The following is a 25852-nucleotide window of genomic DNA, read 5'->3' as shown; positions in this document are numbered from 1 at the left end:
GGCAACGAAGTTCTACATGGGTGTTGGGTATCGAAAGTAGCGTTGTTGCTTTTGGTTCTGAGTTATTCAGGAAAGGGATGGTGAAGGCTTTGAAGAACCCCCGGATGTTGATGAAGGCGCTAGCATTTGCAGCGGCTGTTTGCATGGCGCCGATGGCTGGCGCGCTTGAGAACGGGATGACGCCATTCGGCGCGCAAATTGCCGGCAGCAAGGACGGGGCGATTCCTGCGTACACGGGCGGAATTACGCAGGCGCCGGCGGGTTTTAAGCCCGACTCGGGAAAGTGGGCGGATCCGTTTGCTGGTGAGAAGTCGACGATGCAGATAACGGCGCAAAACTACCAGCAATACGCCGACAAATTGAGTGCCAGTTCGGTCGAGCTGTTCAAGCGCTACCCGACGTACCGCATGGATGTTTACCCGACGCACCGTTCCGTCTCGTACCCGGACTGGTATCTGGCGAATTCGGAAAAGAATGCGCAGAGTGCGAAGCTCGAAAAGAACGGTCTGTTCGTGGCAGACGCATTCGGCGGAAAGCCGTTTCCTGTGCCCAGGAATGGGCAGGAAGCGATGTGGGACTGGGAACTGCGCTACGTCGGTACGGCGCAGCGCAACAATGTAAAGACGTGGCTCGTCGACACCAGCGGCACGCCGATCCTCGCGGCTCAATTCAAGAGTTCGATTTACTACCCGTATTTCGACCTCAAACAGGAAGATGCATTCAAGAAGAAGGGTGGCACTGCCGTCTGGCAGTACATCAACAATGATTTCGTAGCGCCGGCGCGAATGATTGGTGATACCACGCTTTACTGGTTCTTCACGGACACTGCGGATCACGACCAGCAATCGTGGGAGTACAACCCCGGTCAGCGTCGCGTACGAGTAGCGCCGGACCTGGCCTATGACACTCCGAACCCCGGCTACTCGGGCGCGATCACGATGGACGACATTCAGTTGTTCTACGGGAAGATCGATCGCTGGAACGCGAAGCTGATCGGCAAGAAGGAGATGTACATCCCGTACAACGACTACAAGCAACAGTACGAGACGCCTGCGAGCAAGATCCTGACGCCGCATTTCGTGAATCCCGACGATGTGCGTTGGGAACTGCACCGAGTGTGGGTTGTGGAATTGACGCTCAAGCCGGGCTCGCGCCACATCTACAGCAAGAAGACGATGTACTTCGACGAGGACGGCGGCGGCGGAATGATGGACGCGTACGACCAGTCGGGCAAGCTCTATCGTGGGGGCTTCCAGACTACGGTGCCTGCGTACGATTACAAAGTGCCGTATTCGCTGGGCAACTGGTTCTACGACTTCAATAGCGGTGTGTATATCTTCGGAAGCCATCCGGCCGAGTCGCCAGGCGTCTTCTTCAATAGCAGCTTTTCGCATGACTTCTTTACGCCAGAGCACATGCAGTCAAGCGGTATCCGGTAGTACGCGGTAAAGCAGTAAGCGCAGCAAACTTGCAGTGCCGGTCCGACCCGGCACTGCACGCCAAAATTACATAAAGCCCAGGACAGTTCGCGGAGTCGATCGGCAGTAACTGTGAAGGAGACGCAATGCGCAATACCATGTTTCGTTGGCTCGCCCTGGTGGCGGCAGCAGGCCTCGCGAGCAGTGCGGTTTATGCGGGGTTTGCCGACCCGATGCACTCGCCGGCAATCACCAACCCACGCGCTGCACACGAACCCGTGATGGCCGTTGCCCAGGCCGGCCAGCGACTGGTCGCGGTGGGGCCACGCGGCGTCATTCTCGTCTCGGACGACGACGCGGCGCACTGGCGCCAGGTGAACGTGCCAGTGAGCGCCGATCTTGTTGCGGTGACCTTCAAGTCCGCGACGCTGGGCTGGGCGGTCGGACACGATGGGGAAGTGCTCCATACGGTCGATGGCGGGAATACCTGGACGCGCCAGCTTGACGGCGAGCAGGCCGCGAAGCTGATGACCGACTATTACGCGAAGCAGCAGGGCGATTCGCCGGACTTGAAGGCCTCGCGCGAGGAGGCCCAGCGCTTCGTGGCCGACCAGGGCGGACGTCCTTTCCTCGACGTCTGGTTCGACGACGAGCGCTCGGGCTGGGTCATCGGTTCGTTCAACATCATTTTCCATACCGAAGACGGCGGCAAGAGCTGGGTTCCATGGTTTGACCGCGTCGACAACCCGGACGCCCTGAACCTGCATGCGATGCGGCGTATTAACGGGACGCTCTATATCGTGGGCGAGCAGGGCCTGCTGCTCAAACTCGATCCCGACAAGCAGCGCTTCGTTGCGGTGTCCTCGCCGTCCAAGGGCAGCCTCTTCGGACTCGCCGCGGCTGGCAACGCGATGGTCGTGTACGGCCTGCTCGGCAACGCCTACCGCTCCACCGATGGCGGCGCCACCTGGAGCAAGATCACGCTGCCAACCGGTGCGAGCATCCTCGCCTCAGCCGAACTCCCGAATGGTCGTCTGCTGCTGGCCACGCAGGCCGGCGAGCTGCTCGAGAGCACCGATCAGGCCGCAACGTTCCACACACTGGGCGCGAGCCAGCCGGGCGGGGTCTTCGCCATGGCGCTGCGCGACGACACCGCGGTGCTGGCCGGCGCAGCCGGACTGACGCGGGTCACATTGGCGAAGTCGCAATAAGGGGGAGCAGACATGGCTGGCGGCAACAATGCCCAATTCGACAAGATGCCCGTCGTGGCGGATCTTGCCCAGTTCGATTCGCGTTCTGGCAACGCGCTCGAGCGGCTGATCTTCAACCGGCGTCCCTGGCTGATGATCATCTGCGCGATCATCACCGCGGTGCTCGGGTTTCAGGCGACGCGGCTCGATGTCAATGCGAGTTTCGAGAAGATGATTCCGCTCTCGCATCCGTACATCAAGAACTATCTTGCCAACAAGGCGGACCTGAAGGGACTCGGCAACTCGCTGCGTATCGTCGTCGAGAATCCTTCCGGCGACATCTACGATCCGAAGTACCTGGCGGCACTGCGTCGCATCAACGATGCCCTGTTCCTGATTCCAGGCGTTGATCGCCCGGGCGTGAAATCGCTGTGGATGCCGATCGTGCGCTGGAACGTGGTGACCGAGAAGGGCTTCGCGGGCGGTCCCGTCATGCCGGACGGCTTCGACAGTTCGACTCAGGCGATTACACAGCTGCGTACGAACGTGGCGCGGGCCAATATCGTTGGCAGCCTCGTATCCAACGACCTGCATTCGAGCATGATCCAGCTGCCGCTGCTGGACCACTACGCCGATACGGGCAAGGCGCTTGACTACGCGAAGCTCTCGCGCCAGATCGACGAGGTCATCAAGACCGAAGGCCGGGGCGAGGTGCGCGTGCACGTGGTGGGCTTCGCCAGGCTGATCGGAGACCTGATCGCGGGTCTGAAGCAGGTGGCGATGTACTTTGGTATCGCCGCGGCGATTGCGCTCACCGTGATCTTTCTGTACACCCGCTGCTATCGCAGCACGCTGCTGGTGGTGGCCTGCTCGCTCATCGCCGTGGTCTGGCAGCTGGGCATCATCAGCACACTCGGCTACGTGCTTGATCCGTATTCGGTGCTGGTGCCGTTCCTCGTGTTCGCGATCGGCGTGTCGCATGGCGCGCAGAAGATGAACGGCATCACGCAGGACATCGGGCGCGGCACACACCGCTACGTCGCCGCGCGCTATACGTTCCGGCGGCTCTTCCTGGCCGGACTCACGGCGCTGCTCGCGGACGTCGTCGGGTTCGCCGTGCTGATGGTGATCGACATTCCGGTGATCAAGGACCTGGCCTTCACGGCGAGCGTGGGCGTGGGCGTGCTTGTCTTCACGAATCTGCTGCTCCTGCCGGTGCTGCTCTCGTATGTGGGTGTGAGTCCGTCGGCGGCACGTCGCAGCGTGCGTGGCGAGCAGAACGACGAACGCGGCACGTCGTCCGCGGGTGCGCTCTGGAACCTGCTGGACCGGTTCACCGAGCGCCGCTGGGCGGTGGGCGCGATCGTGTGCGCGGCGGCGCTCACGGCAGTCGGCTGGTCGATCAGCCAGCACCTGCAGATCGGCGACCTGGATAGCGGCGCACCGGAGCTGCGCCCGAACTCGCGCTACAACCTCGACAACGCGTACATCAACGCGCACTTCGGGCTGTCGAGCGATCTGTTCGTGGTGGTCGGCAAGTCGTCGCACGGCACCTGCGACGCGAACAACTTCCCGCTCGTGCTGGAGGCGGACCGCCTCGAGACCGCACTGCGCGGCGTTCCGGGCGTGCAGACGACGACCTCGGTGGGTGGCCTGACGCGCTGGATGACCTCGGGCTTCTACGAGGGCTATCCGAAGTGGTACACGATCGATCGTGTGCCGTCGATCATCAACAAGACGGTCTGGCAGATCCTGCTGGACCATCCGGACCTGATCAGCCAGACGTGCGGTACGGCGCCGGTCATTGCGTATCTGACGGACCACAAGGCGGCAACGCTCTCGCGGGTGATGGAGGTGGCCGAGGAGTTCGCGAAGGCGCACAGTGATGCGGACCACCAGTTCCTGATGGCGGCGGGCTCGGCGGGTATCGACGCGGTGACGAACGTGGTTGTTGCGAAGGCGAACCGCACGATGCTGTTCATGGTGTACGCGGCGGTGATCCTGCTGTGCTTCATCACGTTCCGCAGCTGGCGCGCGGTGGTTGTGGCGGTCGTTCCGCTCGGCATTACGTCGGTGCTGTGCGAGGCGCTCATGGTTAAGCTGGGTATTGGCGTGAAGGTGGCGACGCTGCCGGTGATTGCGCTGGGGGTGGGGATCGGCGTGGACTACGCGCTGTACCTGCTGAGCGTGCAGCTTGCGTACCAGCGCACAGGGCAGCCGCTGAAGGTGGCCTACCGCCACGCGGTGCAGTTCACGGGCAAGGTGGTGGCGCTGGTGGGTGTGACGCTGGCCGCGGGGGTGGTGACGTGGGCGTTCTCGCCGATCAAGTTTCAGGCCGATATGGGCATCCTGCTTACGTTCATGTTCCTGTGGAACATGATCGGTGCGCTGATCCTGATCCCGGCGCTGTCGCATTTCCTCTTGCAAGGGATTTCCCGCAAGGCAGTGGCGAAACCCGCGGCGGCGGGTTCGTCGCAGGTCGAAGCCCGCAATGGCGAGGTGACCCTGCGGTCGTGACCGTGTGGCATGTGCCGCGTTACGCGGCACATGCCCGCAGAACGAATGTAGCGGCCCGCCATCTGCGAAGATGGCGGGCCGAATTGCGTGCAAGACAGGAGACGTCGGGGCGGACAGTGCTGGGCAGGCCTACACCACGGACATCGAGAAGCTCAGGATCTCCGAGACGCCGCCGTCCACCATCAGCATCTGGCCATTCATGTAGGAGCTGGCCTCGGAGGCGAGAAACACGGCTACGCCGCCGAGTTCTTCCGGGTTCCCCCAGCGTCCAACTGAGATATGCGAGCGGACGACCTCCTTCATTTGCGGATTCGATGTAACGGGCTCGGCCATATCGGTGAGGAAATAGCCGGGACAGATACCGTTGCAACGAATGCCGTGGCGGCCCAACTCCGCGCCGAGCGATTTCGTGAGCCCGGCGACAGCGTGCTTGCTGGCCACGTACGCCTGGAGCTTCTCCCGGCCGAGCACCGAAACGTAAGAGCCCACGTTGATGATGCGTCCGTGCCCACGTTCGATCATGGGACGTGCGACTTCCTGCGCGAGCAGATACGCGGCCGTGACGTTGGTATCCATCGTCCTTTGCCACATTTCGACGCTCGACTGAAGAAAATCGCTCCATTCGCAAATGCCGGCATTGTTGAGCAGGACGTCGATGCGTCCATGACGCGCAAGAACGTTGCGCACGCCGTTCCTGATCGCGTCTTGATCGGTGAGATCGAACGGTTCGACGTCGACGCTGCCGCCCGTCTTCCGGATCGATTCCGCGGCAGTTTCGAGACTCTTGCGCGATCGCGCGCAAAGAATGACGGTCGCGCCTGCCGACGCCAACGCGCTTGCCATAGCGAAGCCAAGGCCGCGTGACGCGCCGGTGACGAGCGCAATCTGTCCTTCCAGTGAAAACAGTTTCATAGTCTGACTCCCATCGATCATGCAGTGGCTGCCTGCTGGTGGCGAATGACGATCTTGCCGAAATGCCGCTGGCTTTCGAGGTGCCGCAGCGCATCCGGTACGTCCGCAAAGTCATAAACCGAGTCGATGACCGGCCGCAGTTTGTGCAGGCCGATCGCGCGATTCATCGCTTCGAAATCCTGACGGGAACCGACGCGGATCGGCGCGATCGACAGGCCACGCGTGAAGAATCCCTCGCCCGGAGAGGGGGCGCCGGTTAGCAGCCCCACGACGCTGATCCGGCCGCCGTCCCGTGTGGCGGCAACGGACTTGCCGAACGTTTGCGCGCCTCCCACCTCGACGACGACGTCGACGCCCAGTCCATCGGTCAAGCGCAGCACGGCGTCGTCCCATTGCGGCGTTTCGCGGTAGTTGATGGTGGCGTCGGCGCCTAATTCCGCGAGGCGCTTGAGCTTCGCATCGCTCGACGAGGTGGCAATCACGCGAGCGCCGAACAGACGCGCAAGCTGCAGCGCGAAAATCGATACGCCGCCCGTCCCTTGTACGAGGACAGTTTGGCCCGGCAGAAGGGGCGCGTGCGCGCACAACGCGTTCCATGCGGTGACCGCGGCGCAAGGCAGCGTCGCAGCCTCCTCGTCGGAGAGATGATCCGGAACGCCAACCAGTTCCTCCTCGCTCAACACCACCTTGTCGCGCAGCATGCCTTCGACAATTGCGCCGCGGCCCAGCATATCCGCGTGTTGCGGGCGCGCGCCGCCGTGCCAGTCTTCCGCGAAATTCGCCATCACCCGGTCGCCGGGCTTGAAACGCCGAACGCCAGAACCGACTGCAAGCACGACGCCGGCGCCGTCCGAGGCGGGAATGAAGTTGGGCGCCATCCAGTCGCGAAACGCGCCGTTCATCAGCAACAGCTCGCGGAAGTTCAGCGAACTCGCATTGACCTGCACGAGGACTTCACGAGCGCCGGGCGGCGGTGGATCGGGTTCCTCGCGTAGCGCCAGGCCTGAGATTCCCTCAAAACGTTCGCATCGATAGAGCTTCATTCGTTGTCTCCATGGTGGTGAACGAGAGCGCCAAATTCGTTGCCGAACGACGCCTTGTTCATTCTTCTCGTTGACAGCCGTAAAAAGATGAGTTCAGAATATGGAACATTGTTCAACAAAGCGTTCGGAGCGTCAAATTGAAGATACTGGTCGCGGTGAAGCGCGTGATCGACTACAACGTGAAACCGCGGGTGAAAGCCGACGGTTCGGGTGTCGATCTGGCCAACGTGAAGATGGCCATGAACCCGTTCGATGAGATCGCGGTAGAGGAGGCGGTGCGCCTCAAGGAAGCGGGTATTGCGAGTGAAGTCGTCGTGGTATCGGCGGGAACTGCGCAATCGCAGGAGGTGTTGCGCACGGCGCTCGCCATGGGGGCGGATCGCGCAGTGCTCGTCGAAAGCGATGCCGACCTGCAACCTCTCGCAGTCGCCAAACTGCTGAGCGCCGTTGCGTCGCGGGAAAACCCGCAACTGGTGTTGCTCGGCAAGCAGGCCATCGACAACGACGCTGGTCAAACCGGTCAGAAGCTCGCCGCATTGCTCGGCTGGCCGCAAGCGACATTCGCGTTCAAGACGGAAGTGGACGGGCAGCAACTGCTCGTCACGCGTGAGATCGACGGTGGACTCGAACGCGTCGCGCTCGATTTGCCGGCCGTGGTCACGACGGATCTGCGCTTGAATAGCCCGCGCTACGTCACGCTGCCCAACATCATGAAGGCGAAGAAGAAGCCGCTGGAGACGCTGAGCCCCGGAGCGCTGAACGTTGACGTCGCGCCTCGTTTGAAGGTTCTCGAAGTGAGTGAGCCGCCGGCGCGTAAAGGCGGCGTAATGGTTCCGGATGTTGCAGCGCTGATTGAAAAGCTTCGCAACGAAGCGAAGGTGATCTGATCATGACTATTCTCGTAATCGCGGAACACGACAACGCAACCCTGCAGCGCGCCACGCTCAACGCCGTCACGGCGGCGGGCGCAGCGGGCGGCGACATTCATGTGCTGGTGGCCGGCCACGGCGCAGCGGCCGTGGTGGAGCAAGCGGCAAGCATTGCCGGTGTCGCCGAGGTGCTGGTGGCGGACGCACCCGAGTACGCGCACGCGCTGCCGGAAAATCTCGCCTCACTCGTTGTTTCACTTGCCAGCGGCTATACGCATGTGATTGCCGCTTCGACGGCCGTGGGCAAGAACTTCATGCCCCGCGTGGCGGCGTTGCTCGACAGCGCGCAGATTTCCGATGTCGTCGCCATCAGGGCGCCGGATGTATTCGTGCGTCCGATCTACGCGGGCAATGCACTCGCAACGGTGCAATCGTCCGATGCCATCAAAGTCATCACGATCCGCCCGACCGCCTTCGATGCGGCGGCCACCGGTTCGGGCACCGCGCCCGCGCGCGCGGTTGCCACGGCACCGGCCTTCGATAAGGCCCGTTTTGTCGGTCAGGAACTCACGAAGTCGAGCCGCCCGGAGCTTTCCGCGGCGAATATCGTTGTTTCGGGCGGCCGCGGCATGCAGAACGGCGATAACTTCAAGCTGCTCGATGCGCTCGCGGACAAGCTCGGCGCCGCCGTCGGCGCGTCGCGCGCGGCCGTCGACGCCGGGTTCGCGCCGAACGACTATCAGGTCGGGCAGACCGGCAAGATCGTCGCGCCCAAGTTGTATATCGCCGTGGGCATCTCCGGCGCTATTCAGCACCTTGCCGGCATGAAGGACTCGAAAGTCATCGTCGCGATCAACAAGGACAGCGAGGCGCCGATTTTTCAGGTGGCCGATTACGGGCTCACCGCCGATCTGTTCGAAGCGGTACCCGCGCTGACCGCGGCGCTCGATTGAGTTCGATTGACGTTCGCCCGGATTGACAGCAATCCTGGCGTAAGCCTAGCATCTGAACGCCGTTCACGGAAATTGCACCGATAGTTGCATATTGGCTACCGACCAGGCTGCAAGACGAGCGGCCGCTACATAAAAAGCCGGAACCGGCGCCTACGCCGGCCACATCAAGGAGATATCCATGGGTAACAGAGGTCCCGATTCGGGTGAGCACACGGTCAGACTCGATTTCGTCCCGAAGGACAGTTACCTGTCGAAGCAGTTTCTCGAGCGGGAGAACGAGCGCCTGTGGCCGCGCGTGTGGCAGGTTGCCTGCCGCGTGGAAGAGATTCCCAACGTCGGCGACTACGTGACCTTCGATGTGGCGGGCGAGTCGATCATCGTCGTGCGCAAGTCGGCTGAAGAGATCAAGGCGTTTTTCAACGTCTGCCAGCATCGCGGCCGCCGCCTGACCAACGGATGCGGCAAGGCCGCGAAATTCCACTGCGCCTATCACGGCTGGCAGTGGAATCTGGACGGCAGTGTGGCGCGCGTGCTAGACCGGCAAGACTGGGAAGGCTGCCCGGAAATGGCCGATGGCGATCTGCATCTCACCGACGTTCTGGTGGACACGTGGGGCGGTTTCGTTTTCATCAACATGGATCCGAACGCCGAGCCGCTCGCAAAATTCCTCGATCCGGTGCCGGAGATCACGAACTGCTTCGAGTTCGAGAAGATGCGCTACCGCTGGTACAAGTCGATTCGCCTGCCGTGCAACTGGAAGGTCGCGCTCGAAGCGTTCAACGAAGGCTATCACGTTGCCGCAACGCATCCGCAATTGCTCGACGTTGCCGGCGACGACGTGACGCGCAGCTTCGCCTACGGCCGCCACGGCATGTTCGGGTACTCGACGGCCACGCGCATGATCGGTGCGCCGTCGCCGCGCACCGGCAAGCCGATGCCGGAGGACGTGCGCCAGGGGCTCGTGAACTTCTTCCGTGTCATGGAAGAGACCCTCAAGGCGATCAACACCGCTCGCGACTATGAAGCCGCGAAGCGCCTGATGCATGAAATGTCGCCGTCGGGCAACCAGTTCGAAGTCCTTGGGAAAGCGATGGAATTCCAGCGCGAGGCGGCTATTGCCGAAGGCGCGGGTTGGCCCGAGATCACGTTCGAGCAGCTCGGTCGCGCCGGTGCGGACTGGCACGTGTTTCCGAATCTCGTGTTTCTCCCGTACCCCGACGGCGCGCTGTTCTATCGCGCACGGCCTGACGGTGACAACCCCGATTCGTGCATCTACGACATCTGGTCACTCCAGCGCTTCGCGCCGGGCGCGGAGCCGCCTTTGAAGCGTGAGTTTTATTACGGCGTGGACGACTGGAAGGAGAACGCGCAGGAGAACTTCGGCCTGATCCTGTGGCAGGACTTCCAGAACATGACCAACGTGCAGCAGGGCATGAAGTCGCGCGGGTTCAAGGGTTCGCGCACGAATCCGCTGCAGGAAACGTCGGTGTCGAACTTCCATCGCGCGCTGCGCGAATTCATCGCGCAGGAGGAGTGATGTCGGGGACCTGGGACGCAAGCTACGATTTCGTGGTGGTCGGAAGCGGTGGCGGTTCGATGTGCGCGGCGCTCGCATGCAAGTCAGTGGGCAAGGACGCGCTCATCATCGAGAAGCTGCCGAAGGTCGGCGGCTCGACCGGTTATTCGGGCGGGGTGTGGTGGCTGCCGAACAATCACGTGATGAAGCGCCACGGCGTGAGCGATTCATATGAACGCGCGCGCCAGTATTTCGACGCAGCGGTGACGTATCAAGGCCCCGGCACATCGGAGGCGCGACGCGAGGCATATTTGCGCACTGGCCCGAAAATGGCCGAGTTTCTCGAGCAGCAGGGCATGCAGTTCGTGTACGCGGATGGCTGGTCCGACTACTACGACACGCTGCCCGGCGGCGAGCCGCGTGGCCGTTCGCTGCTGGCGAAGCTGTTCGACGTGAAGGAGCTGGGCGAATGGGCGCCGCGCCTGTCGCGCTACAAAGGTCCTTCGATGCCGGCCAACTCGGACGAGTATCCGGAACTCTTTCTGATGAAGCGGACGTGGGGCGGCAAGCGCAAGGCGATGCAGCTTGGCGGCCGCATGCTGTATCAGAAGATCACGGGCAAAGAGCTGGTCGCCAACGGCGCGGCAATTCAGGGGCGCATGCTGCAGATGGCGTTGCGCGCGAACGTGCCGATCTGGACCGACACGCCGGTGCGTGAACTCATTGTCGAGGACGGGCGTGTGACTGGCATCGTTGCGGTCCGCAGCGGCCGCGAGATGCGCATCCAGGCTCGCGAAGGCGTGCTGCTCAACACGGGCGGATTTTCACACAACGCGGAAATGCGCCGCAAATACCAGCCGCAGCCTTCATCAGCGGATTGGACGAATGCGAATCCGGGCGATACCGGCGAAATCCTGCAAGCCGCCATCGCGCTGGGCGGCGCCGTGGACTGCATGGAGGAAGCGTGGTGGGTCGTGACGTCACTCGGCCCCAACGAAGAGTTGCCCGAGGGCGCACGCGCACCGGACGGTTCGCCGCTGCCGTTCATGCATCACCTCGATCTCTCGCTGCCGTTTTCCATCATGGTTGATCAGGATGGCGAACGCTTCTGCGACGAAGCGGGTGCCTACATGGAAATCGGCCAGCGCATGTACCAGCGCCACAAGGACACCGGCAAGGCCGTGCCCGCGTGGGTCGTCATGGACAGCCGGCAGCGCAGGTACTACCCATGGGGCACCGCCATGCCGGGGCAGATTCCACAGAAGTGGCTCGACAGCGGCTACATGATCAAGGCCGACACGCTTGAAGAACTGGCGGCGAAATGCAATATCGACCGCGCCGGTCTGCTCGAGACGGTCAAGCGCTTCAACGGCTTCTGCGAAACGGGCGTCGACGAAGACTACGGGCGTGGTTCGCGTGCATTCGATCGCTGTCACGGCGACCCGACCATCAAGCCGAACCCGAACCTCGGGCCGATCGAAGAGGGACCGTTCTACGCCGTGCGCATGTACCCCGGCGACGTAGGTACGGCGGGCGGCCTCGTGACCGACGAATACGCTCGCGTGCTCAGGGACGACGGTTCGCAGATTTCCGGCCTGTACGCCACCGGCAACTGCACGGCATCCGTGGTCGGACGATGCTATCCGGGCGCCGGCAGCAGTATCGGCGCGTCGTTCGTATTCGGTTATATCGCGGCGCTGCATGCTAGCGGCGCGCAAAAGATCTGGTGAGACAGGAGAGATACGAATGAATGCCTATCAGCCGCCCAGCAGTGAAGTCCTGGTCGATATATACCGGCGCATGGTACTCATCAAGCAGAACGATGAGCGCTTTCGTGCTGTCATCAAGTCCGGCAGGCTGGTCATGCCGTATTACTCGCCGCGCGGCCAGGAAGTGATTCCCTCGGCGATGTCGGTGTGCCTCACGGACGACGACTACATCTGCACGATCTACCGCGGCGTTCACGACATGATCGCCAAGGGCGTGCCGCTCAAGGAACTGTGGGCCGAACTCGGCGGCCGCGTGACGGGCACCTGTAAGGGCAAGGGCGGCCCGATGCACGTCACCCATCCCGCATCCGGCGTCATGGTGACCACGGGTATCGTGGGCAGTTCGATGCCCATTGCGAACGGTCTCGCGCTTGCAGCGCAGATTCGTGGCGAGCCGCGGGTGGCCGTGGCTTATTTCGGCGACGGCGCTTCGAATATCGGCGCCTTCCACGAGTCGCTGAATATGGCGTCCGTATGGAAGTTGCCGGTGATCTTCGTGTGTCAGAACAACGGCTACGCCGAGCACACCAAATACGCCTACGGCACTTCTGTGGCGAATATCGCGCAACGTGCCGTCGCTTATCAGATGCCCGGCGTAACGGTCAACGGCAACGATCCGATCGCGATGCACAAGGCGGCACACGAGGCGGTCGATCGCGCGCGCAACGGCGGCGGGCCGACGCTCATCGAAGCGAATACCTTTCGCTTTCAAGGGCACGTGTTCGGGGACCCGGACGCGTATATGGACAAGCACGAAAAGGCGGCCTGGGTCGCCAGGGACCCCGTGCCGCTCTTCCGGCAGTGGCTCATCGACGCGAAGCACGCAACCGAAGAGCAACTGGCCGCGATGGAATCCGATCACGAGGCGCAGATCGATGCTGCTGTCGAATTCACGTTGTCGAGCGAATATCCCGATGTTGCGGAGCTTCGGCGCGACATCTTCAAGGACGAGGTGATCGCATGAGCCAGGCACCCACGAACATCAACACCATCCAGGCCGTCAACTACGCGCTCGACGACGCAATGGCCTCCGACGCCAATGTGATCGTGCTGGGTGAAGACGTTGCCGATGGTCAGGAAGGCGGCATTGTCGGCGTGACGAAGGGACTCTCTTCGAAATACGGCACGTCGCGCGTGCGTTCGACGCCGATCTCGGAGCAGGCCATCATTGGCGCGGCGATCGGCGCGTCGATGGTCGGCATGCGTCCCGTTGCGGAAATCATGCTGATGAACTTCACGACGGTCGCGATGGACATGATCGTCAATCACGCCGCGAAGTTGCGCTTCATGTCCGGCGGGCAGACCAACGTGCCGATTGTCATTCGCACCATGACGGGCGCGGGATTCGGCACGGGCGGCCAGCACGCCGACTACCTGGAGGCATGGTTCGCGCACGTTGCGGGCATCAAGGTCGTCGTGCCTTCCAACCCCGCCGATGCCTACGGCCTGATGCTGTCCTGCATCCGCGACGACGACCCGTGCCTCTTCATCGAGAACATGCCGACCTACTGGAATCCGGGCAATGCGCCGGAGCGCGGCGTGGCGATTCCGCTTGGCAAGGCCAACGTGGTGCGCGCAGGCACCGACGTGACGTTGATCAGCTACAGCCGCCGCGTGCAAGAGGTCATGGTTGCGGCCGAGGCGCTTGCGAAGGACGGCATTGCCTGTGAAGTGATCGATTTGCGCACTGTCTCTCCTTTGGATACCGAAACGATACTGACTTCGGTCGCTAAAACAGGGCGCGCCGTCATCGTGCACGAGGCGGTCAAGCCGTTCGGCGTGGGTGCGGAAATCGCATCTCGCATTTACGAAGCCCTTTTCCGCGAACTCAAGGCGCCGGTGCAGCGCGTCGGCGCGCAATTCTGCCCCGTGCCGTTCTCCAAGCCGCTCGAAGACGCCTTCGTTCCGGGCGTGGCCGAAATCGAAGCGGCGGTTCGCGCCACGCTGAAATAACAGCGGCGCACCCCAAGGATTTTCATTATCAATAGAGCAAGGTCATGACCACACAAGTTCTGCTTCCCAAACTGGGTTTTTCGATGAACGAAGGCACGCTGGCCGAATGGCTGGCCGAAGACGGCGCGACCGTGAACGAAGGCCAGATTCTCTACGCGCTAGAGAGCGACAAATCGATTCAGGAAGTCGAGTCGCCTGCGTCGGGCACGCTGCGCATCGTTGCGCAGGTTGGCGAAGTGTATCCCGTCGGCACGCTGCTGGCGGAAATCGGCTGATCGGCTTCACGCCGTCAAGTACTTAAAGGTTGTTTGAGAGGCATCCGCGATGAGTGTCGAATCCGTTGCTAACCGGCCGCAGGCCAATGCGAATGCCGGACCCGGCGAACCCGTAACGCCCGCATTTGGTGCCAATTTGCCGCCCTGGCCGCAGGTCGACTTCGCCGAATTCGGCGAGGTGGAGGTCAAGCCGGTCTCGCGCATCCAGAAGCTCACAGGGGCTTTCCTGTCACGCAACTGGCTGACGATTCCGCATGTGACGCACCACGACGATGCGGATATCACGTCGCTCGAAACCTGGCGCAAGGCGCGCAACGAGGCGAATGCGGCAGTGAAGCTCACACCGCTCGTGTTTCTCATCAAGGCGGTGGTGCGCGCCTTGCAGGAGTTCCCGCAATTCAATGCCTCGCTCGACGGCGATGGCAAGAACATCGTCCTCAAGAAGTATTTCCACATTGGAGTCGCTGTCGACACCCGCTTTGGACTGCTCGTGCCGGTGCTGCGCGACTGCGACAAGAAGAGCGTCGAGGAACTCGCAACCGAACTCGCGGCGATTTCCCTGAAGGCGCGCGAAAAGGGCCTTTCGATGGCGGAGATGTCGGGCGGCTGCTTTTCGATCAGCTCGCTTGGCGGCTTTGGGGGTACCGGCTTCACGCCTATCGTCAATGCGCCGGAGGTGGCGATTCTCGGCGTGACCAAAACACGGCTGGCGGCCACGCCCGCGGAAGACGGCGGTATTAGCTGGCGCAAGATGTTGCCCCTTTCGCTGAGCTACGACCATCGCGTCATCAATGGAGCCGATGCGGCGCGCTTCGCCGCATTCATCGGGACCGTGCTGGCCGATCCGCAGGCGCTCGCAGGCTAAGAGAACGAAGTGACAAAACAACGACGGGACTGAAATGAGAACCCTTGGCGAGATGATTGAGCGAAACGCTCGCTTGCATGCCGACCACACGGCGCTCGTGTACGCTGAGCGCCGTTTGACGCACGCTCAGCTGGCGGAGCGCGCGCGCCGCTTCTCGGGGGCGCTATATGAGCGCGGGCTGCGGCGTCAGGATCGGGTTGCGATCCTCGCGATGAATTGTGCGGAGTACTACGAGAGCTACCGCGCATGCGAGTGGGCAGGCTTCATTCTGGCAACCGTCAATTTCCGGCTGGCGCCAGCGGAGATTCTTTATATCCTCAAGGATGCGGCGCCCAAGGCGCTCGTCTTCGAGGCGCAGTACGCGGATGTCGTGGATGGGCTGCGTTCGCAATTGCCGGAAATCGAGCAGTACATCTGCATCGGCGACGCGCCGCAGTGGGCTGTTTCATTCGAAACGGTGATGGACGAGGGCCCGCTGGAAGGGCCGCCGATCCGTTCGAACCCGGAAGACTACGCCTACCTGATGTACACGAGCGGCACCACAGGGCGTCCCAAGGGCGTCGTCCGCACGCACCACGCCATGTGCGTGACCGCGGAAAGCTGCGCGCTCGTCACGGAATTCTCCGGCAAGACGCGCGTGCTGCAAACCACGCCGGCGTTCCATGTCGGCGGCATTGGTTTCGTTAATTCTGTGGCCTGGATGGGCGGCACGACGGTCGTGCATCGCGGCTTCGAGCCGAAGCAGATGCTCGAAACGATCGCCGAAGAACGTATCACCTTCACGTTCATGGTGGCCGCCATGCTTCAGGCGGTGCTCGACGTGCCGGAACTGTCGAGCTACGACGTATCGAGCATCGAGAACATCGTTACTGCGGCGGCACCCGTGCCTGCGCCGCTGCTTTCGCGTGGCATTCAGGTGCTCGGCCCCGTGTTTTCGGTTCAGTACGGCATGACCGAGAGCAACGCATGCTGGTTGCCTTCTCACGAGGTCAAGCCGCACGGCTCGCCGGAACAGGTTCGGCGCCTCGCATCGGTTGGGCGGCCGTGTCCCGGCATCGAACTACGCATCGTCGACGACCACGGCAACGACTTGCCGCAAGGCCAGCCGGGCGAGGTATGGCTGCGCTCGCAGACGCAATTGAGCGGCTACTGGAACAACAGCGTCGCGACGGTGGAAGCACTGCGAGACGGCTGGTATCGCTCCGGCGACATGGGCTATCAGGACAAGGACGGCTATATCTTCCTCGTCGACCGCAAGAAGGACATGATCATTTCGGGCGGCGAGAACATTTACAGCCGTGAAGTCGAGGACGCACTGGTGCAGCATCCCGCAGTCATCGACGTGGCCGTGATCGCGGTTCCGCATGAGAAGTGGGGCGAATGTGTCAAGGCGATCGTCGTTTTGCGCCGGGGCGAACAAGCCAGCGAAGCCGAGCTGATCGAATTCTGCCGCGATCTGATCGCGAGCTACAAGTGCCCGAAAGCCATTGCGTTCGTCGACGAGCTACCGAGGTTGCCGACAGGCAAGATCAGCAAGGTGATTTTGCGCAAGCAGTTTGCGTAGTTGAACCGGCAATCGCTTCATTCAGAGAGAACCGATCATGGCCAAATGGCTAAAGAGTACGGAGTGCGTACAGTTCGAAGTCGCGGAGCGCGTTGCGCGCATCACGCTGAATCGCCCGGACAAGCGCAATGCCATCAACAATCCGCTGCTGCAGGAACTGAAGGCGGCATTGCTCGAAGCCGACGATCTGAAGTCGGTCAACGTGATCGTGCTTTCGGGCGCTGGCCGCGACTTCTGTGCGGGCTACGACCTCGTGACGACGTATACGGACCGGGCGACGGAAGCCGTCGATCCAGGCGAGTATCGCGGCACGATTCGCAGTTTCGACGACGACTGCTGGTCGATGGAGCGGCAGGCGGAGACGGTCAATCTGATGGCCGAAATCCACAAGCCGATCATCGCGCAGGTTCACGGCAACTGTCTTGCAGGTGGCACGGATCTCGCGCTCGCATGCGACATGGTGATCGCCGCCGACAACGCGAGAATCGGTTTTCCCGCCACGCGCGCCAACGGCTCCCCCCCCGCGCACATGTGGTTCTATCACGTTGGTCCTCAGTGGGCGAAACGTCTGCTGCTTTCCGGAGACTCGCTCACGGGACGTGACGCGGCGAAGATCGGCCTCGTCATGGACGCGGTGCCGGCGGAGGAACTCGAAGCGGAGGTGGGCGAACTCGCACGCCGTCTGTCTTTCGTCGACGCCGATCTGCTGGCGGCCAACAAACGCATCGTCAACATCGGCCTGGAGTTGGCCGGTTCGCGCACGCTTCAGCGGCTCGCCGTGGAGAACGACTCGCGGGCTCACCAGAGCCAGGGACCGCGCCGCGCGCAGTTTAAGGCAGATATGGAAGCGGTTGGGCTCAAGGAAGCGCTCAAGCGCCGCGACGAGCCTTTCGGCGACGGGATGATCCGCCTGCACGCTCGTGGCAGTTGACGAACCGAACTCGAACGAACATCCGAACATCATGGACGTTGAATTCACATTGAATGGCGCGGTTGCGACACTGTGCCTGAACCGCCCCGAGAAGCTCAATGCGCTGACGCCGGAAATGCTCGAGCTGATTCTCGGCCACCTCGATCGCATCGAGCAGGACCCGGAGATTCGCGCAGTCATTCTCACCGGCGCGGGCCGCGCTTTCTGCGCGGGCGCCGACATCAAAGGCAGCGGCAGCGGCGCCACGCCGCCGCAAATGAGCGTTGCGCATGCGCGCGCATCGATGGCGGTGTATCAAAAGATCGCGCTGAGGCTGTACAACCTGAATAAGCCGATGGTCGCGGCTGTGCGGGGCGTTGCCGTGGGTATTGCATGGAGCTTCGCGCTGTGCGCGGACCAGTTGATCGTTTCCGATACGGCGCAGTTCATTCCCGCATTCCTGATGCGTGCCACGCTGCCCGAAGGCGGCATGGTGCATCTGCTTGCGCGTCATTGCGGTGAGTTTCGCGCCAAGGAAATCATGTATCTGAACCGCCGGCTGACAGGCAAGGAAGCGCTCGATATGGGTCTTGCCAGCCACTTCGTCGAGGACGGCGAACTCGACGCGGCAGCCGCGAAGCTGGCCGGCGAACTCGCGGCCGGCCCGACCTTTTCGCTTGGCCTGACGAAGCAATTGTTCCGGTTGAACACCGCAAGCATGGAGGAGTTTCTGGCCCAGGAACTGAACGCGGTAGCGCTCGCGGTGAATTCGGAAGACGCGGCGGAGGGCCGGCTGGCGGCGAGAGAGAAACGAGCGCCTGCCTTCCGTGGCCGCTGAGTTGGGGCGCCCGCACGAGCAGGGCGGGTCCGGCCAGTCTGATATACGGGTGCGTAAGAGATTCAGGAGTCGGGAAACATGAATTTTGAATACAGTAAGGAAGACGAAGCGTTTCGTCGGGAAGTGAGGCAGTTCTTCAAAGAGCATGCACCCGCCGATATTTCACGCCGGTGGCGCGTTGGCGTGCATCCGCCTGCGCGCAATGATATTCGCAAGTGGCAGGGCATTCTGTACGAGCGCGGCTGGGGTGCGCCCCATTTGCCGGTCGAGCATGGCGGCACCGACTGGAGCGGGTTTCGCAAGCATATCTTCATGGAAGAGCTGTACAACGCCGACGCCATGGACTACAGCTGGCAGTCCACGCATATGGTCGCGCCCGTCATCATCGCGTTCGGCTCGGCCTGGCAAAAAGAGCGCTTCCTGAAGCCGCTCCTGCGTGGCAACGAATTCTGGTGCCAGGGCTTCTCGGAACCGAACGCGGGCTCCGACCTCGCCGGATTGAGAACCACGGCGGTACTCGATGGCGACGAGTACGTCATCAACGGCCAGAAGATCTGGACGAGCGACGCCACGATTGCTGACTGGGGATTCTTTCTCGTCAAGACCGATACGACGGTCAAGCCGCAGCGAGGCATCTCGTTCCTGCTCGTCAAGATGGACACGCCGGGCATTACCGTGCGTCCGATCGTGTCAATCGAAGGCGGCAGGGGACTGAACGAGGTGTTCCTCGAGAACGTCCGTGTGCCGAAGGCGCATCTCGTGGGTGAGGCGGGCATGGGTTGGACCTATGCGAAGTACCTGCTGGAGAAGGAGCGCACGACAAGCGCGTTCCTGTACTTCAACAAACGCGAGTTGCAGCGCGCGAAGGACATCGCCGCTCAGGAGATGGTCGACGGCGTGCGGCTGGTCGATACGCCCGGGTTCGCGCGCAAGGTTGCGGAGATCGAAACGGATCTCATGGCGCTCGAGTGGTCGGTGCTGCGCATCCTCGCCGAAGAGAAGAGCGAGCGCAACCTCGATGCCGTGGTGTCCGCACTGAAGATCAGCGGGTCGGAAATGCAGCAGCGCGTGACGCAGCTACAGATGGACGCGCTGGGTCCCCGCGTAATGCGCTTCGACGACCACAGCGTCGCGCACGCCGATCCTGCGGTCGACGAAAACTGGCCAGATTACGTGGGCGGCCGCACGTCGGGCTATCTCATCGCGCGCGCATCCACCATTTACGGCGGTGCGCGCGAAGTGCAGAAGAACATCATTGCGAAACTCGCATTCGGACTGTAGCCATGGACTTCAACTTCTCCGAAGAACAATTGATGCTGAAGGATGGCGCGGAGCGCTACGTCCATCAGGAGTATGGATTCGAGGCGCGCACGCACATCGCGGCGCAGCAGGAGGGCTTCAGCCGCGAGCATTGGCGCGTATACGCGGAGCTTGGCTGGCTCGGACTGACCATGCCGGAAGATGTTGGCGGACTGGGGTGTTCGTTTGTCGAAATGGCGATCCTGATGGAGGCGCTCGGCCGCGGCATGGCGCTCGAGCCCGTCGTGCAAACGGCGCTGCTTTGCGCCACGATCATCGAGCGAGGCGACTCGCAGCCACAGCCCGAGACGCTGCTGCCCGCTGTCATCGAAGGCAAGTTGCTGCTTTCGCTCGCGGATAGTGAAGCGGGCAGCCGCTACAAGGTGGGTTGCCATGAGCGAACCCATGCTCGTAGAACCTCCTCGGGGTATCTCATCAGCGGCGCGAAGACGCTGGTGGTGGCCGGTGAGTCGGCAGATCAACTGCTCGTGACCGCGCGAGTGGAAAGCGCATCGCAAGGCGTTGCCGTGTTTCTTGTCGACCGTCGCGCTGCGGGCGTCACGTGCCGGCCGTATCGCCTGCTCGACGGTTCGCGTGCGGCGGATATCGATCTGCACAACGTCGAGGTCGGCGACGATGCGCTGATCGTCGGACCGGAGCGCGCGCTGGAGGTGCTCACGCAGGCAACGGAACTCGCCGTCCTTGCGAGCGTGGCCGAGAGTCTCGGCATGATGGAGGCGGTGATGGCCATCACTTCGGAGTACATCAAGGGACGCTCGCAGTTCGGCCAGCCCATCGGCAAGTTCCAGGCATTGCAGCACCGCATGGCGGAGATGTTCGTCGCCACGCAGGAAGCGCGCTCGATGTTGTACTGCGGAATTGCGCACCTGGACCGTCCGGCTGCCGAACGCAGCCGCGCCATCTCGGCGGCCAAGGCCGTTGCCGCGCGCGCCAATCGCTTCGTTTGCGCGCAGGGTATCCAGTTGCACGGCGGCATGGGGTTGACCGAGGAATATCCGATCGGACATTACTTCCGCAAGATGGCGATGATGGAAAAGATGTTCGGCGATATCGACTTTCATCTCGACCGCGTTGCGGCAAGCAACCGCACACCGGTAACGGCGTGAGCCCGGAGGAGCAGATCGTGCAACGCGTGAAAGACAAGATTGCGATTGTGACCGGGGCCGCCTCGGGTATCGGCGCTGCCTGTGCCGTGAGGCTCGCGCAGGAAGGCGCCTTGCTGGTCGTGGCGGATCTGAATCTCGAAGGCGCGCAGGAGCAGGTTCGCCGTATCAAGGAGTCGGGCGGCCAGGCGGTTGCTGCGCGTGTCGATATCGGCGACGAAAGCTCGATCGAGGCGTTGTTCGATCTCACGCTCGAGGCCTGGGGCGGCCTCGATATCCTGCACAACAACGCCGCCGCCACGTCGCTTTCCAGTACGGTCGATGCGGCGGTCGAGGCGGTCGACGTCGCGGTGTGGGACGACACGATGCGCATCAATCTTCGCGGCACCATGCTGGCTTCGCGGCGCGCGCTGCCGCTCATGCGCTCGCGCGGCGGCGGTTCGATCATCAATACCTCTTCGGGCTCGGCTCAGGCAGGTGCGCTGGGGTACAGCGCCTATGGCGTCTGCAAGGCCGGCATCGAGAATTTGACGCGCTACATTGCCGCGCAGCACGGCAAGGAGGGCATACGGTGCAACGCGATCGCTCCCGGGCTGATCGTCACGCCGGTGACTCAGGCGTACTACGCGGGCGAACTCGGGGAAATGATGTTGAGCCACCATCTCACGCCTCGCCTCGGGCTGCCCGAGGACATTGCGCACGCGGTCGTGTATCTCGCTTCGGATGAAGCGGCGTTCGTCACGGGCCAGGTATTCAACGTTGACGGCGGACTGCTTTCGCACCAGCCTTACTATGCCGATGAAATCCGCGCGCGCTCGGCCGCAGCCAACGCTACGACGGGGGCGGCATGACGACGGACGCCAGCCTTCTTGAGCGTGTCGAACGCGTCGAGGCGCAACTCGCCATTCAGCAGTTGCCGGTTCGATACGCGCTCGCGGTCGATTCGCGCGATCTGGACAGCCTCGTGCAACTGTTCGCCGAAGACGTCAATTGCGGCCGCTGGGGCGTGGGGCGCGCTGCGCTGAAAACGTTCTACGGGTCCGAACATATCCTGCGCGGCTTTTATCGCAGCATCCACCAGATCTGCGGCCACGCGGTCGATTTCATCGACGCCGACCATGCGACGGGCAGCGTATATTGCCGCGCGGAGCACGAGGACAACGGCTCGTGGGTGGTCATGGCGATCTGTTACTTCGATCACTATGTGCGGCGCGACGGGCAGTGGTATTTCGAGCGCCGCGAAGAGCAGCACTGGTATTCGACGGACTGGCTCGCACGTCCCGGCGCGCCGCGCTTCCAGAACTGGCCCGGCAAATATGAGGGTGACCGTTACCAGCCGCGTCTCCCGCAGGGCTTTCCGACGTGGGCGGCGTTCTGGAGCAGGAGCGAACAACCCGCCATCGACGCGTTGACGAAGGCGCCGTAAGCGCCGCCGTAATCGTGTTTGCGCCTTCGGCGCTAGCGCGCGGGCGTGTGCATCAAAGCGCCGCTTCCCCGCGCAAAAGCACGTCGGCGCCACCGTCCGCGAAGGGAACCTGGCCCACCATGTAGCCATTGGCCGGACTGGCGAGGAACGCAAGGAGCGGAACGATCTGCTCAGCGCTCGCATAGTCCCGCACGGCGGTGGGTACACCCGCTGCAAGCGCCTCGCGGCCCTCGGCGGTTTCCAGCAGCGGCGCGACCATCGGCGTTTTCACAATGCCTGGCGCGATCCCGTTCAGCAACACCCCTTGGTCCGCCCAGCCGGGCAGCACGGCCGTGCGCCGTATCCACTGCGTCAGCGCGCGTTTGGACGACGCATAGCATTGCGCGCCGATTCTTGCGGCCTGTTCCCGCGCGGCGGTTTCGTCGCCGTCGAGGCACAACTCGACGAGGCGCGTATCGACGGGATGAAGCGAGGCCAGTGAAGAGATCACCACGACGCGGGGCTGCCTCGCGCGATGCAGGAGCGGCAACAGGCGCGGCAGCAGGTCCGCAACGCCGAAGTAGTTGACCGACACCAGCGTATCGCCGGCCACGGGGGGAGATACCCCGGCGCACGCGACCACCGCGTCGATCGATGGCGCAATCTCCTGCACGCGCGCGACGAGCGCTGCACGTTCCGCCGGGTCGGCGAGGTCCGAACACACATCGGCATTGTTCAGATCGACGCCAATCACCCGTTCGCCGAGTGCGGTCAAATGCCGGGCTAGCGCGGCGCCCATGCCGGAAGCCGCGCCGGTGATCAGCGTCGTGCGGGTAGCGGTCGTGGTCATGACGCTCAAGCTGCCGAGCCGGGCAGACGCACCACCAGGCCGTCCAGTTCCGGCGTCATGAAGATCTGGCACGTCAGACGGCTGTTTTCGCGCACGTCCATCGCACAGGTGAGCATGTCGACTTCGTAGGACTCGGCCGCTGGCATGTGGCCGCGCCAGGCTTCGTCGACGTAGGCGTGACAGGTCGCGCAACTGCAACTGCCGCCACAATCTCCGAGAATGCCCGGGACCTGGTTGTTCACCGCGGTTTGCATGACCGAGTCGCCAACGTTGGCGCTTACGCTGGCTTCGCTGCCGTCCGGCTGGATGAATCGAATGAGCGGCATGGCTTCTGGACCTCTGAAAAATTAGTTGGACTGGGGAAGCAGACTTTTCAACGGGATCGACTCGTCGGCGAGATCGGCCGCACGAACCGGAATTTTCTCGGCGACGAACCGCTTTGCCAGCATGAATTCGGGCGCACGGCTCACCGTGTCGGCTGCGAGCATCACGCCATCCTTGAGATAAAACGCCGAAAACGAGCGGCTTTCGGGACTGCCGCGCAGGACGAGTTCGTCGTAGCCCTGGGACAGCCCGACCATCTTGAGCTTCAGATCGTATTGATCGGACCAGAACCACGGCACGCTGTTATAGACGCGCTCCTTGCCGCACAGCGACGCCGCGGCGGTGCGGGCCTGCTCGAGTGCGTTCGGCACCGACTCCAGGCGCAGCCGGCGGCCGAGCGCGGGATTGGGATGGTTGGTGCAATCGCCGACCGCGAAAATATCCGGATCGGAGGTACGCGTATGCTCGTCCACCACGATGCCGTTGTCGACGGCGAGACCCGCGGCCTGCGCGAGTTCGGTGGCGGGCTCCAGTCCCACGCCGACGATGACGAGATCCGCCGCGACGCGCGTGTCGTCCGCGCAGCACACTGCGGCGACGGCGTCGCAGGACGCGTCGAGTTCGAAACTGCTCACGATCGCATTCGTGCGGATGTCGACCCCGGCCTCGCGGTGCACTTTCTCGTAGAACGTGGAAAGCTCGGGCGCGGTGACGCGCGCGAGCACACGCGGCAATGCCTCGAGCACGGTGACATGCAAGCCGCGCTTCACGGCCACGGCGGCCACTTCGAGGCCGACATATCCGCCGCCGATGATCACGAGCCGCGAGCCCGCATGAAACTGGTTGCGAATGCGCGCGACGTGATCAAGCGTGCGAAGGTAGTGAAAATTCTGCAGCTTCTCGATGGCTTCGATAGCCGGCAGCGCGAGCCGCCGCGCGCGGCCGCCGGTGGCCAGAACGAGCTTCGCGTAGCTGATTTCGCTGCCACTGGAGAGCGTGACCCGCTTCGCGTCACGGTCGATGCGCTCCGCGCGCGTATTCGGAATGAACTCGACGCGTGCCTTGTCGTAAGTCGAAAGCGGTTTCAGGTAGAGCTGCTCGGCGGTCGATTCGCCCGAAAGGAATGCCTTCGAAAGCGGTGGCCGCTGGTACGGCAAATGCGGTTCTTCCCCCACCATCACGATGCGCCCCGTCCAACCCTGTTCGCGGATCGCGGTCGCGCATTCTCCCGCAGCGTGACCCGCCCCAACGATCAGCGCGGTGTTTTCTGCGTCTACAGCTGTCATAAGGCGAACTCCGTCTCGCATGGCCGCGCTCGCTGCGGCCTCAGTTATTATGAATGATGTTCCAAATTGTGAACGACGGTCGGCGCGGCTGTCAATGCTCATCAACCCCGCTCATCAACCCCGCTCATCAACCCCGCTCACGCACCCCGTTGGTCCTGCGGGGAGTTGACCATCGCCTCGATGCCGCCAACCGCAAAGCGGATCAAATAGGTGCGCATGCGCTCGATATGTGGTGCCGTAAGTGCGCGCGTACCGGATCGTGCTTCCTTCGCGTACAGCTCGTTGAGCACCAGATGAAACACGGACTCGACGAAATGCTGCACGAGTTCGACGGTTTCCCGCGTGGCGCCAGGCAGCGCCTTCGCGAAGGCGTCGCGGTAGCGCGCCGCCGCTGGCGCGTATTGGTCGTAGAACGGCGCCGTGAGGTCGGGGCGCTCCAGCAGGCAGCCGATCTGGGTCAGCAGTCGCAGGTAGTTTTGCCACCCCGGGTCGCCGCTTTTCAGATGCGCGAAGGCCGGCGCGGAAAGCGCGGTCACAATGGCTTCCACATCGGGCCACTCGCCATGCAGCGGAGCGAGCGCCGCTTCCAGCGATCCGATCACCTGCTGGCAGATCACGGCCGCGCGGCGGCCTATCGCCTGCTGGAACAGGGCGTCCTTGCTGCCGAAGTGGTAGCGCGCGAGGCTCAGTTCCATGCCGCAGCCCTGCATGATGTCGCGAATCGACGTACCGAAGTAACCGTGCATCGCGAACAGCCTTTCGGCCGTATCGAGAATGCGCTCGGGCGTTGTGCTGCGAGCCGAAGCGCGCGGCTCCTTGTTATCGACTGCCGGGCTGCTGGCGGCCTGGGTATTCCTCGACGACATAGTTTCCCTTTCATCGCGGGCGCAAACCGGTCAAGCGCCGGAGGCCCTTCAACCGAATGATAAAACGTTCTTGCACAATCGTGCAAAATCGAACATAGTTCAACTA

The 25852-nt window shown here is 62.7% G+C and carries 24 protein-coding genes; 18 read left to right on the top strand and 6 right to left on the bottom strand.

Going from position 1 to position 25852, the window contains the following annotated elements; translation table 11 throughout:
* The first annotated feature begins 77 nt into the window (after nt 1-77).
* The 3 genes from M3I56_RS07875 (at nt 78) to M3I56_RS07865 (ending at nt 5125) form a co-directional block, all read left to right on the top strand.
* A complete protein-coding gene (locus M3I56_RS07875; RefSeq protein ID WP_302056723.1) occupies nt 78-1439 on the top strand; it encodes a DUF1329 domain-containing protein in 1362 nt (453 codons plus the stop codon).
* A gap of 125 nt (nt 1440-1564) precedes the next feature.
* Nucleotides 1565-2629 carry a YCF48-related protein gene (locus M3I56_RS07870; protein WP_254353301.1) on the top strand — a complete coding sequence of 355 codons (1065 nt, stop codon included), beginning with the start codon at nt 1565-1567 and terminating at the stop codon, nt 2627-2629.
* Nucleotides 2630-2641: 12 nt separating this feature from the next.
* Complete coding sequence (locus M3I56_RS07865; protein ID WP_254353300.1) at nt 2642-5125, top strand: RND family transporter; 2484 nt, start codon at nt 2642-2644, stop codon at nt 5123-5125.
* Between the two features lie 129 nt (nt 5126-5254).
* On the opposite strand, the gene M3I56_RS07860 is transcribed toward M3I56_RS07865, so the two are convergent.
* Nucleotides 5255-6037, bottom strand: coding sequence for an SDR family oxidoreductase (locus M3I56_RS07860; RefSeq protein ID WP_254353299.1), 783 nt, complete (start codon nt 6035-6037; stop codon nt 5255-5257).
* Nucleotides 6038-6054: 17 nt separating this feature from the next.
* The gene (locus M3I56_RS07855) at nt 6055-7080 is read right to left on the bottom strand and encodes an NAD(P)-dependent alcohol dehydrogenase (RefSeq protein ID WP_254353298.1); all 1026 of its coding nucleotides are present in this window, start codon (nt 7078-7080) and stop codon (nt 6055-6057) included.
* A gap of 137 nt (nt 7081-7217) precedes the next feature.
* Here M3I56_RS07855 and M3I56_RS07850 point away from each other — a divergent pair, with 137 nt between their 5' ends.
* The 15 genes from M3I56_RS07850 to M3I56_RS07780 all read left to right on the top strand — a co-directional run bounded on the left by M3I56_RS07850 (nt 7218) and on the right by M3I56_RS07780 (nt 22441).
* On the top strand, nt 7218-7967 hold the full coding sequence (locus M3I56_RS07850; RefSeq protein ID WP_254353297.1) for an electron transfer flavoprotein subunit beta/FixA family protein: 750 nt from the start codon (nt 7218-7220) through the stop codon (nt 7965-7967).
* 2 nt (nt 7968-7969) lie between these two features.
* Nucleotides 7970-8902 (top strand): electron transfer flavoprotein subunit alpha/FixB family protein, encoded by a 933-nt coding sequence (locus M3I56_RS07845; protein WP_254353296.1) that lies wholly within the window; start codon nt 7970-7972, stop codon nt 8900-8902.
* A 178-nt stretch (nt 8903-9080) separates the two neighbouring features.
* The gene (locus tag M3I56_RS07840) at nt 9081-10439 is read left to right on the top strand and encodes an SRPBCC family protein (RefSeq protein ID WP_254353295.1); all 1359 of its coding nucleotides are present in this window, start codon (nt 9081-9083) and stop codon (nt 10437-10439) included.
* The gene (locus tag M3I56_RS07835; RefSeq protein ID WP_254341496.1) at nt 10439-12148 is read left to right on the top strand and encodes an FAD-binding protein; all 1710 of its coding nucleotides are present in this window, start codon (nt 10439-10441) and stop codon (nt 12146-12148) included. Before M3I56_RS07840 ends, M3I56_RS07835 begins: the two co-directional genes overlap by 1 nt.
* 16 nt (nt 12149-12164) lie before the next feature.
* Nucleotides 12165-13151: a thiamine pyrophosphate-dependent dehydrogenase E1 component subunit alpha gene (locus M3I56_RS07830; protein ID WP_254341494.1), complete on the top strand. Its 987-nt coding sequence runs from the start codon at nt 12165-12167 to the stop codon at nt 13149-13151.
* On the top strand, nt 13148-14140 hold the full coding sequence (locus M3I56_RS07825) for an alpha-ketoacid dehydrogenase subunit beta (protein WP_254353294.1): 993 nt from the start codon (nt 13148-13150) through the stop codon (nt 14138-14140). Before M3I56_RS07830 ends, M3I56_RS07825 begins: the two co-directional genes overlap by 4 nt.
* A 44-nt stretch (nt 14141-14184) precedes the next feature.
* Entirely contained in the window at nt 14185-14415 is a 231-nt protein-coding gene (locus M3I56_RS07820) for a lipoyl domain-containing protein (RefSeq protein ID WP_254341490.1), read from the top strand.
* 49 nt (nt 14416-14464) lie between these two features.
* A complete protein-coding gene (locus M3I56_RS07815; protein WP_254353293.1) occupies nt 14465-15280 on the top strand; it encodes a 2-oxo acid dehydrogenase subunit E2 in 816 nt (271 codons plus the stop codon).
* Between the two features lie 34 nt (nt 15281-15314).
* The gene (locus M3I56_RS07810) at nt 15315-16844 is read left to right on the top strand and encodes a class I adenylate-forming enzyme family protein (RefSeq protein WP_254353292.1); all 1530 of its coding nucleotides are present in this window, start codon (nt 15315-15317) and stop codon (nt 16842-16844) included.
* 37 nt (nt 16845-16881) lie between these two features.
* Complete coding sequence (locus M3I56_RS07805) at nt 16882-17775, top strand: crotonase/enoyl-CoA hydratase family protein (protein ID WP_254353291.1); 894 nt, start codon at nt 16882-16884, stop codon at nt 17773-17775.
* 31 nt (nt 17776-17806) lie between these two features.
* The gene (locus M3I56_RS07800) at nt 17807-18592 is read left to right on the top strand and encodes an enoyl-CoA hydratase/isomerase family protein (RefSeq protein ID WP_254353290.1); all 786 of its coding nucleotides are present in this window, start codon (nt 17807-17809) and stop codon (nt 18590-18592) included.
* A gap of 78 nt (nt 18593-18670) precedes the next feature.
* Nucleotides 18671-19873 carry an acyl-CoA dehydrogenase family protein gene (locus M3I56_RS07795; protein WP_254353289.1) on the top strand — a complete coding sequence of 401 codons (1203 nt, stop codon included), beginning with the start codon at nt 18671-18673 and terminating at the stop codon, nt 19871-19873.
* A gap of 2 nt (nt 19874-19875) precedes the next feature.
* Entirely contained in the window at nt 19876-21018 is a 1143-nt protein-coding gene (locus tag M3I56_RS07790; RefSeq protein WP_254353288.1) for an acyl-CoA dehydrogenase family protein, read from the top strand.
* A gap of 17 nt (nt 21019-21035) precedes the next feature.
* The gene (locus M3I56_RS07785) at nt 21036-21866 is read left to right on the top strand and encodes an SDR family oxidoreductase (RefSeq protein ID WP_254353287.1); all 831 of its coding nucleotides are present in this window, start codon (nt 21036-21038) and stop codon (nt 21864-21866) included.
* Nucleotides 21863-22441, top strand: a complete 579-nt coding sequence (locus tag M3I56_RS07780) for a nuclear transport factor 2 family protein (protein ID WP_254353286.1) — start codon at nt 21863-21865, stop codon at nt 22439-22441. The genes M3I56_RS07785 and M3I56_RS07780 overlap by 4 nt, the downstream gene beginning before the upstream one ends.
* A gap of 52 nt (nt 22442-22493) precedes the next feature.
* Here M3I56_RS07780 and M3I56_RS07775 read toward each other — a convergent pair whose 3' ends face one another.
* The 4 genes from M3I56_RS07775 to M3I56_RS07760 form a co-directional block, all read right to left on the bottom strand.
* Nucleotides 22494-23270, bottom strand: coding sequence for an SDR family oxidoreductase (locus tag M3I56_RS07775; protein ID WP_254353285.1), 777 nt, complete (start codon nt 23268-23270; stop codon nt 22494-22496).
* Between the two features lie 5 nt (nt 23271-23275).
* A complete protein-coding gene (locus tag M3I56_RS07770) occupies nt 23276-23596 on the bottom strand; it encodes a 2Fe-2S iron-sulfur cluster-binding protein (protein WP_069268796.1) in 321 nt (106 codons plus the stop codon).
* Between the two features lie 21 nt (nt 23597-23617).
* The gene (locus M3I56_RS07765; protein ID WP_254353284.1) at nt 23618-24880 is read right to left on the bottom strand and encodes an NAD(P)/FAD-dependent oxidoreductase; all 1263 of its coding nucleotides are present in this window, start codon (nt 24878-24880) and stop codon (nt 23618-23620) included.
* Nucleotides 24881-25017: 137 nt separating this feature from the next.
* Nucleotides 25018-25746 carry a TetR/AcrR family transcriptional regulator gene (locus tag M3I56_RS07760; RefSeq protein WP_254353283.1) on the bottom strand — a complete coding sequence of 243 codons (729 nt, stop codon included), beginning with the start codon at nt 25744-25746 and terminating at the stop codon, nt 25018-25020.
* Between the last annotated feature and the right edge of the window lie 106 nt (nt 25747-25852).

This window comes from Paraburkholderia sp. CNPSo 3281, from assembly GCF_024206515.1.
In the GTDB taxonomy this organism is placed as follows: domain Bacteria; phylum Pseudomonadota; class Gammaproteobacteria; order Burkholderiales; family Burkholderiaceae; genus Paraburkholderia; species Paraburkholderia nodosa.
This window is presented reverse-complemented; position numbering and strand designations above follow the sequence as displayed.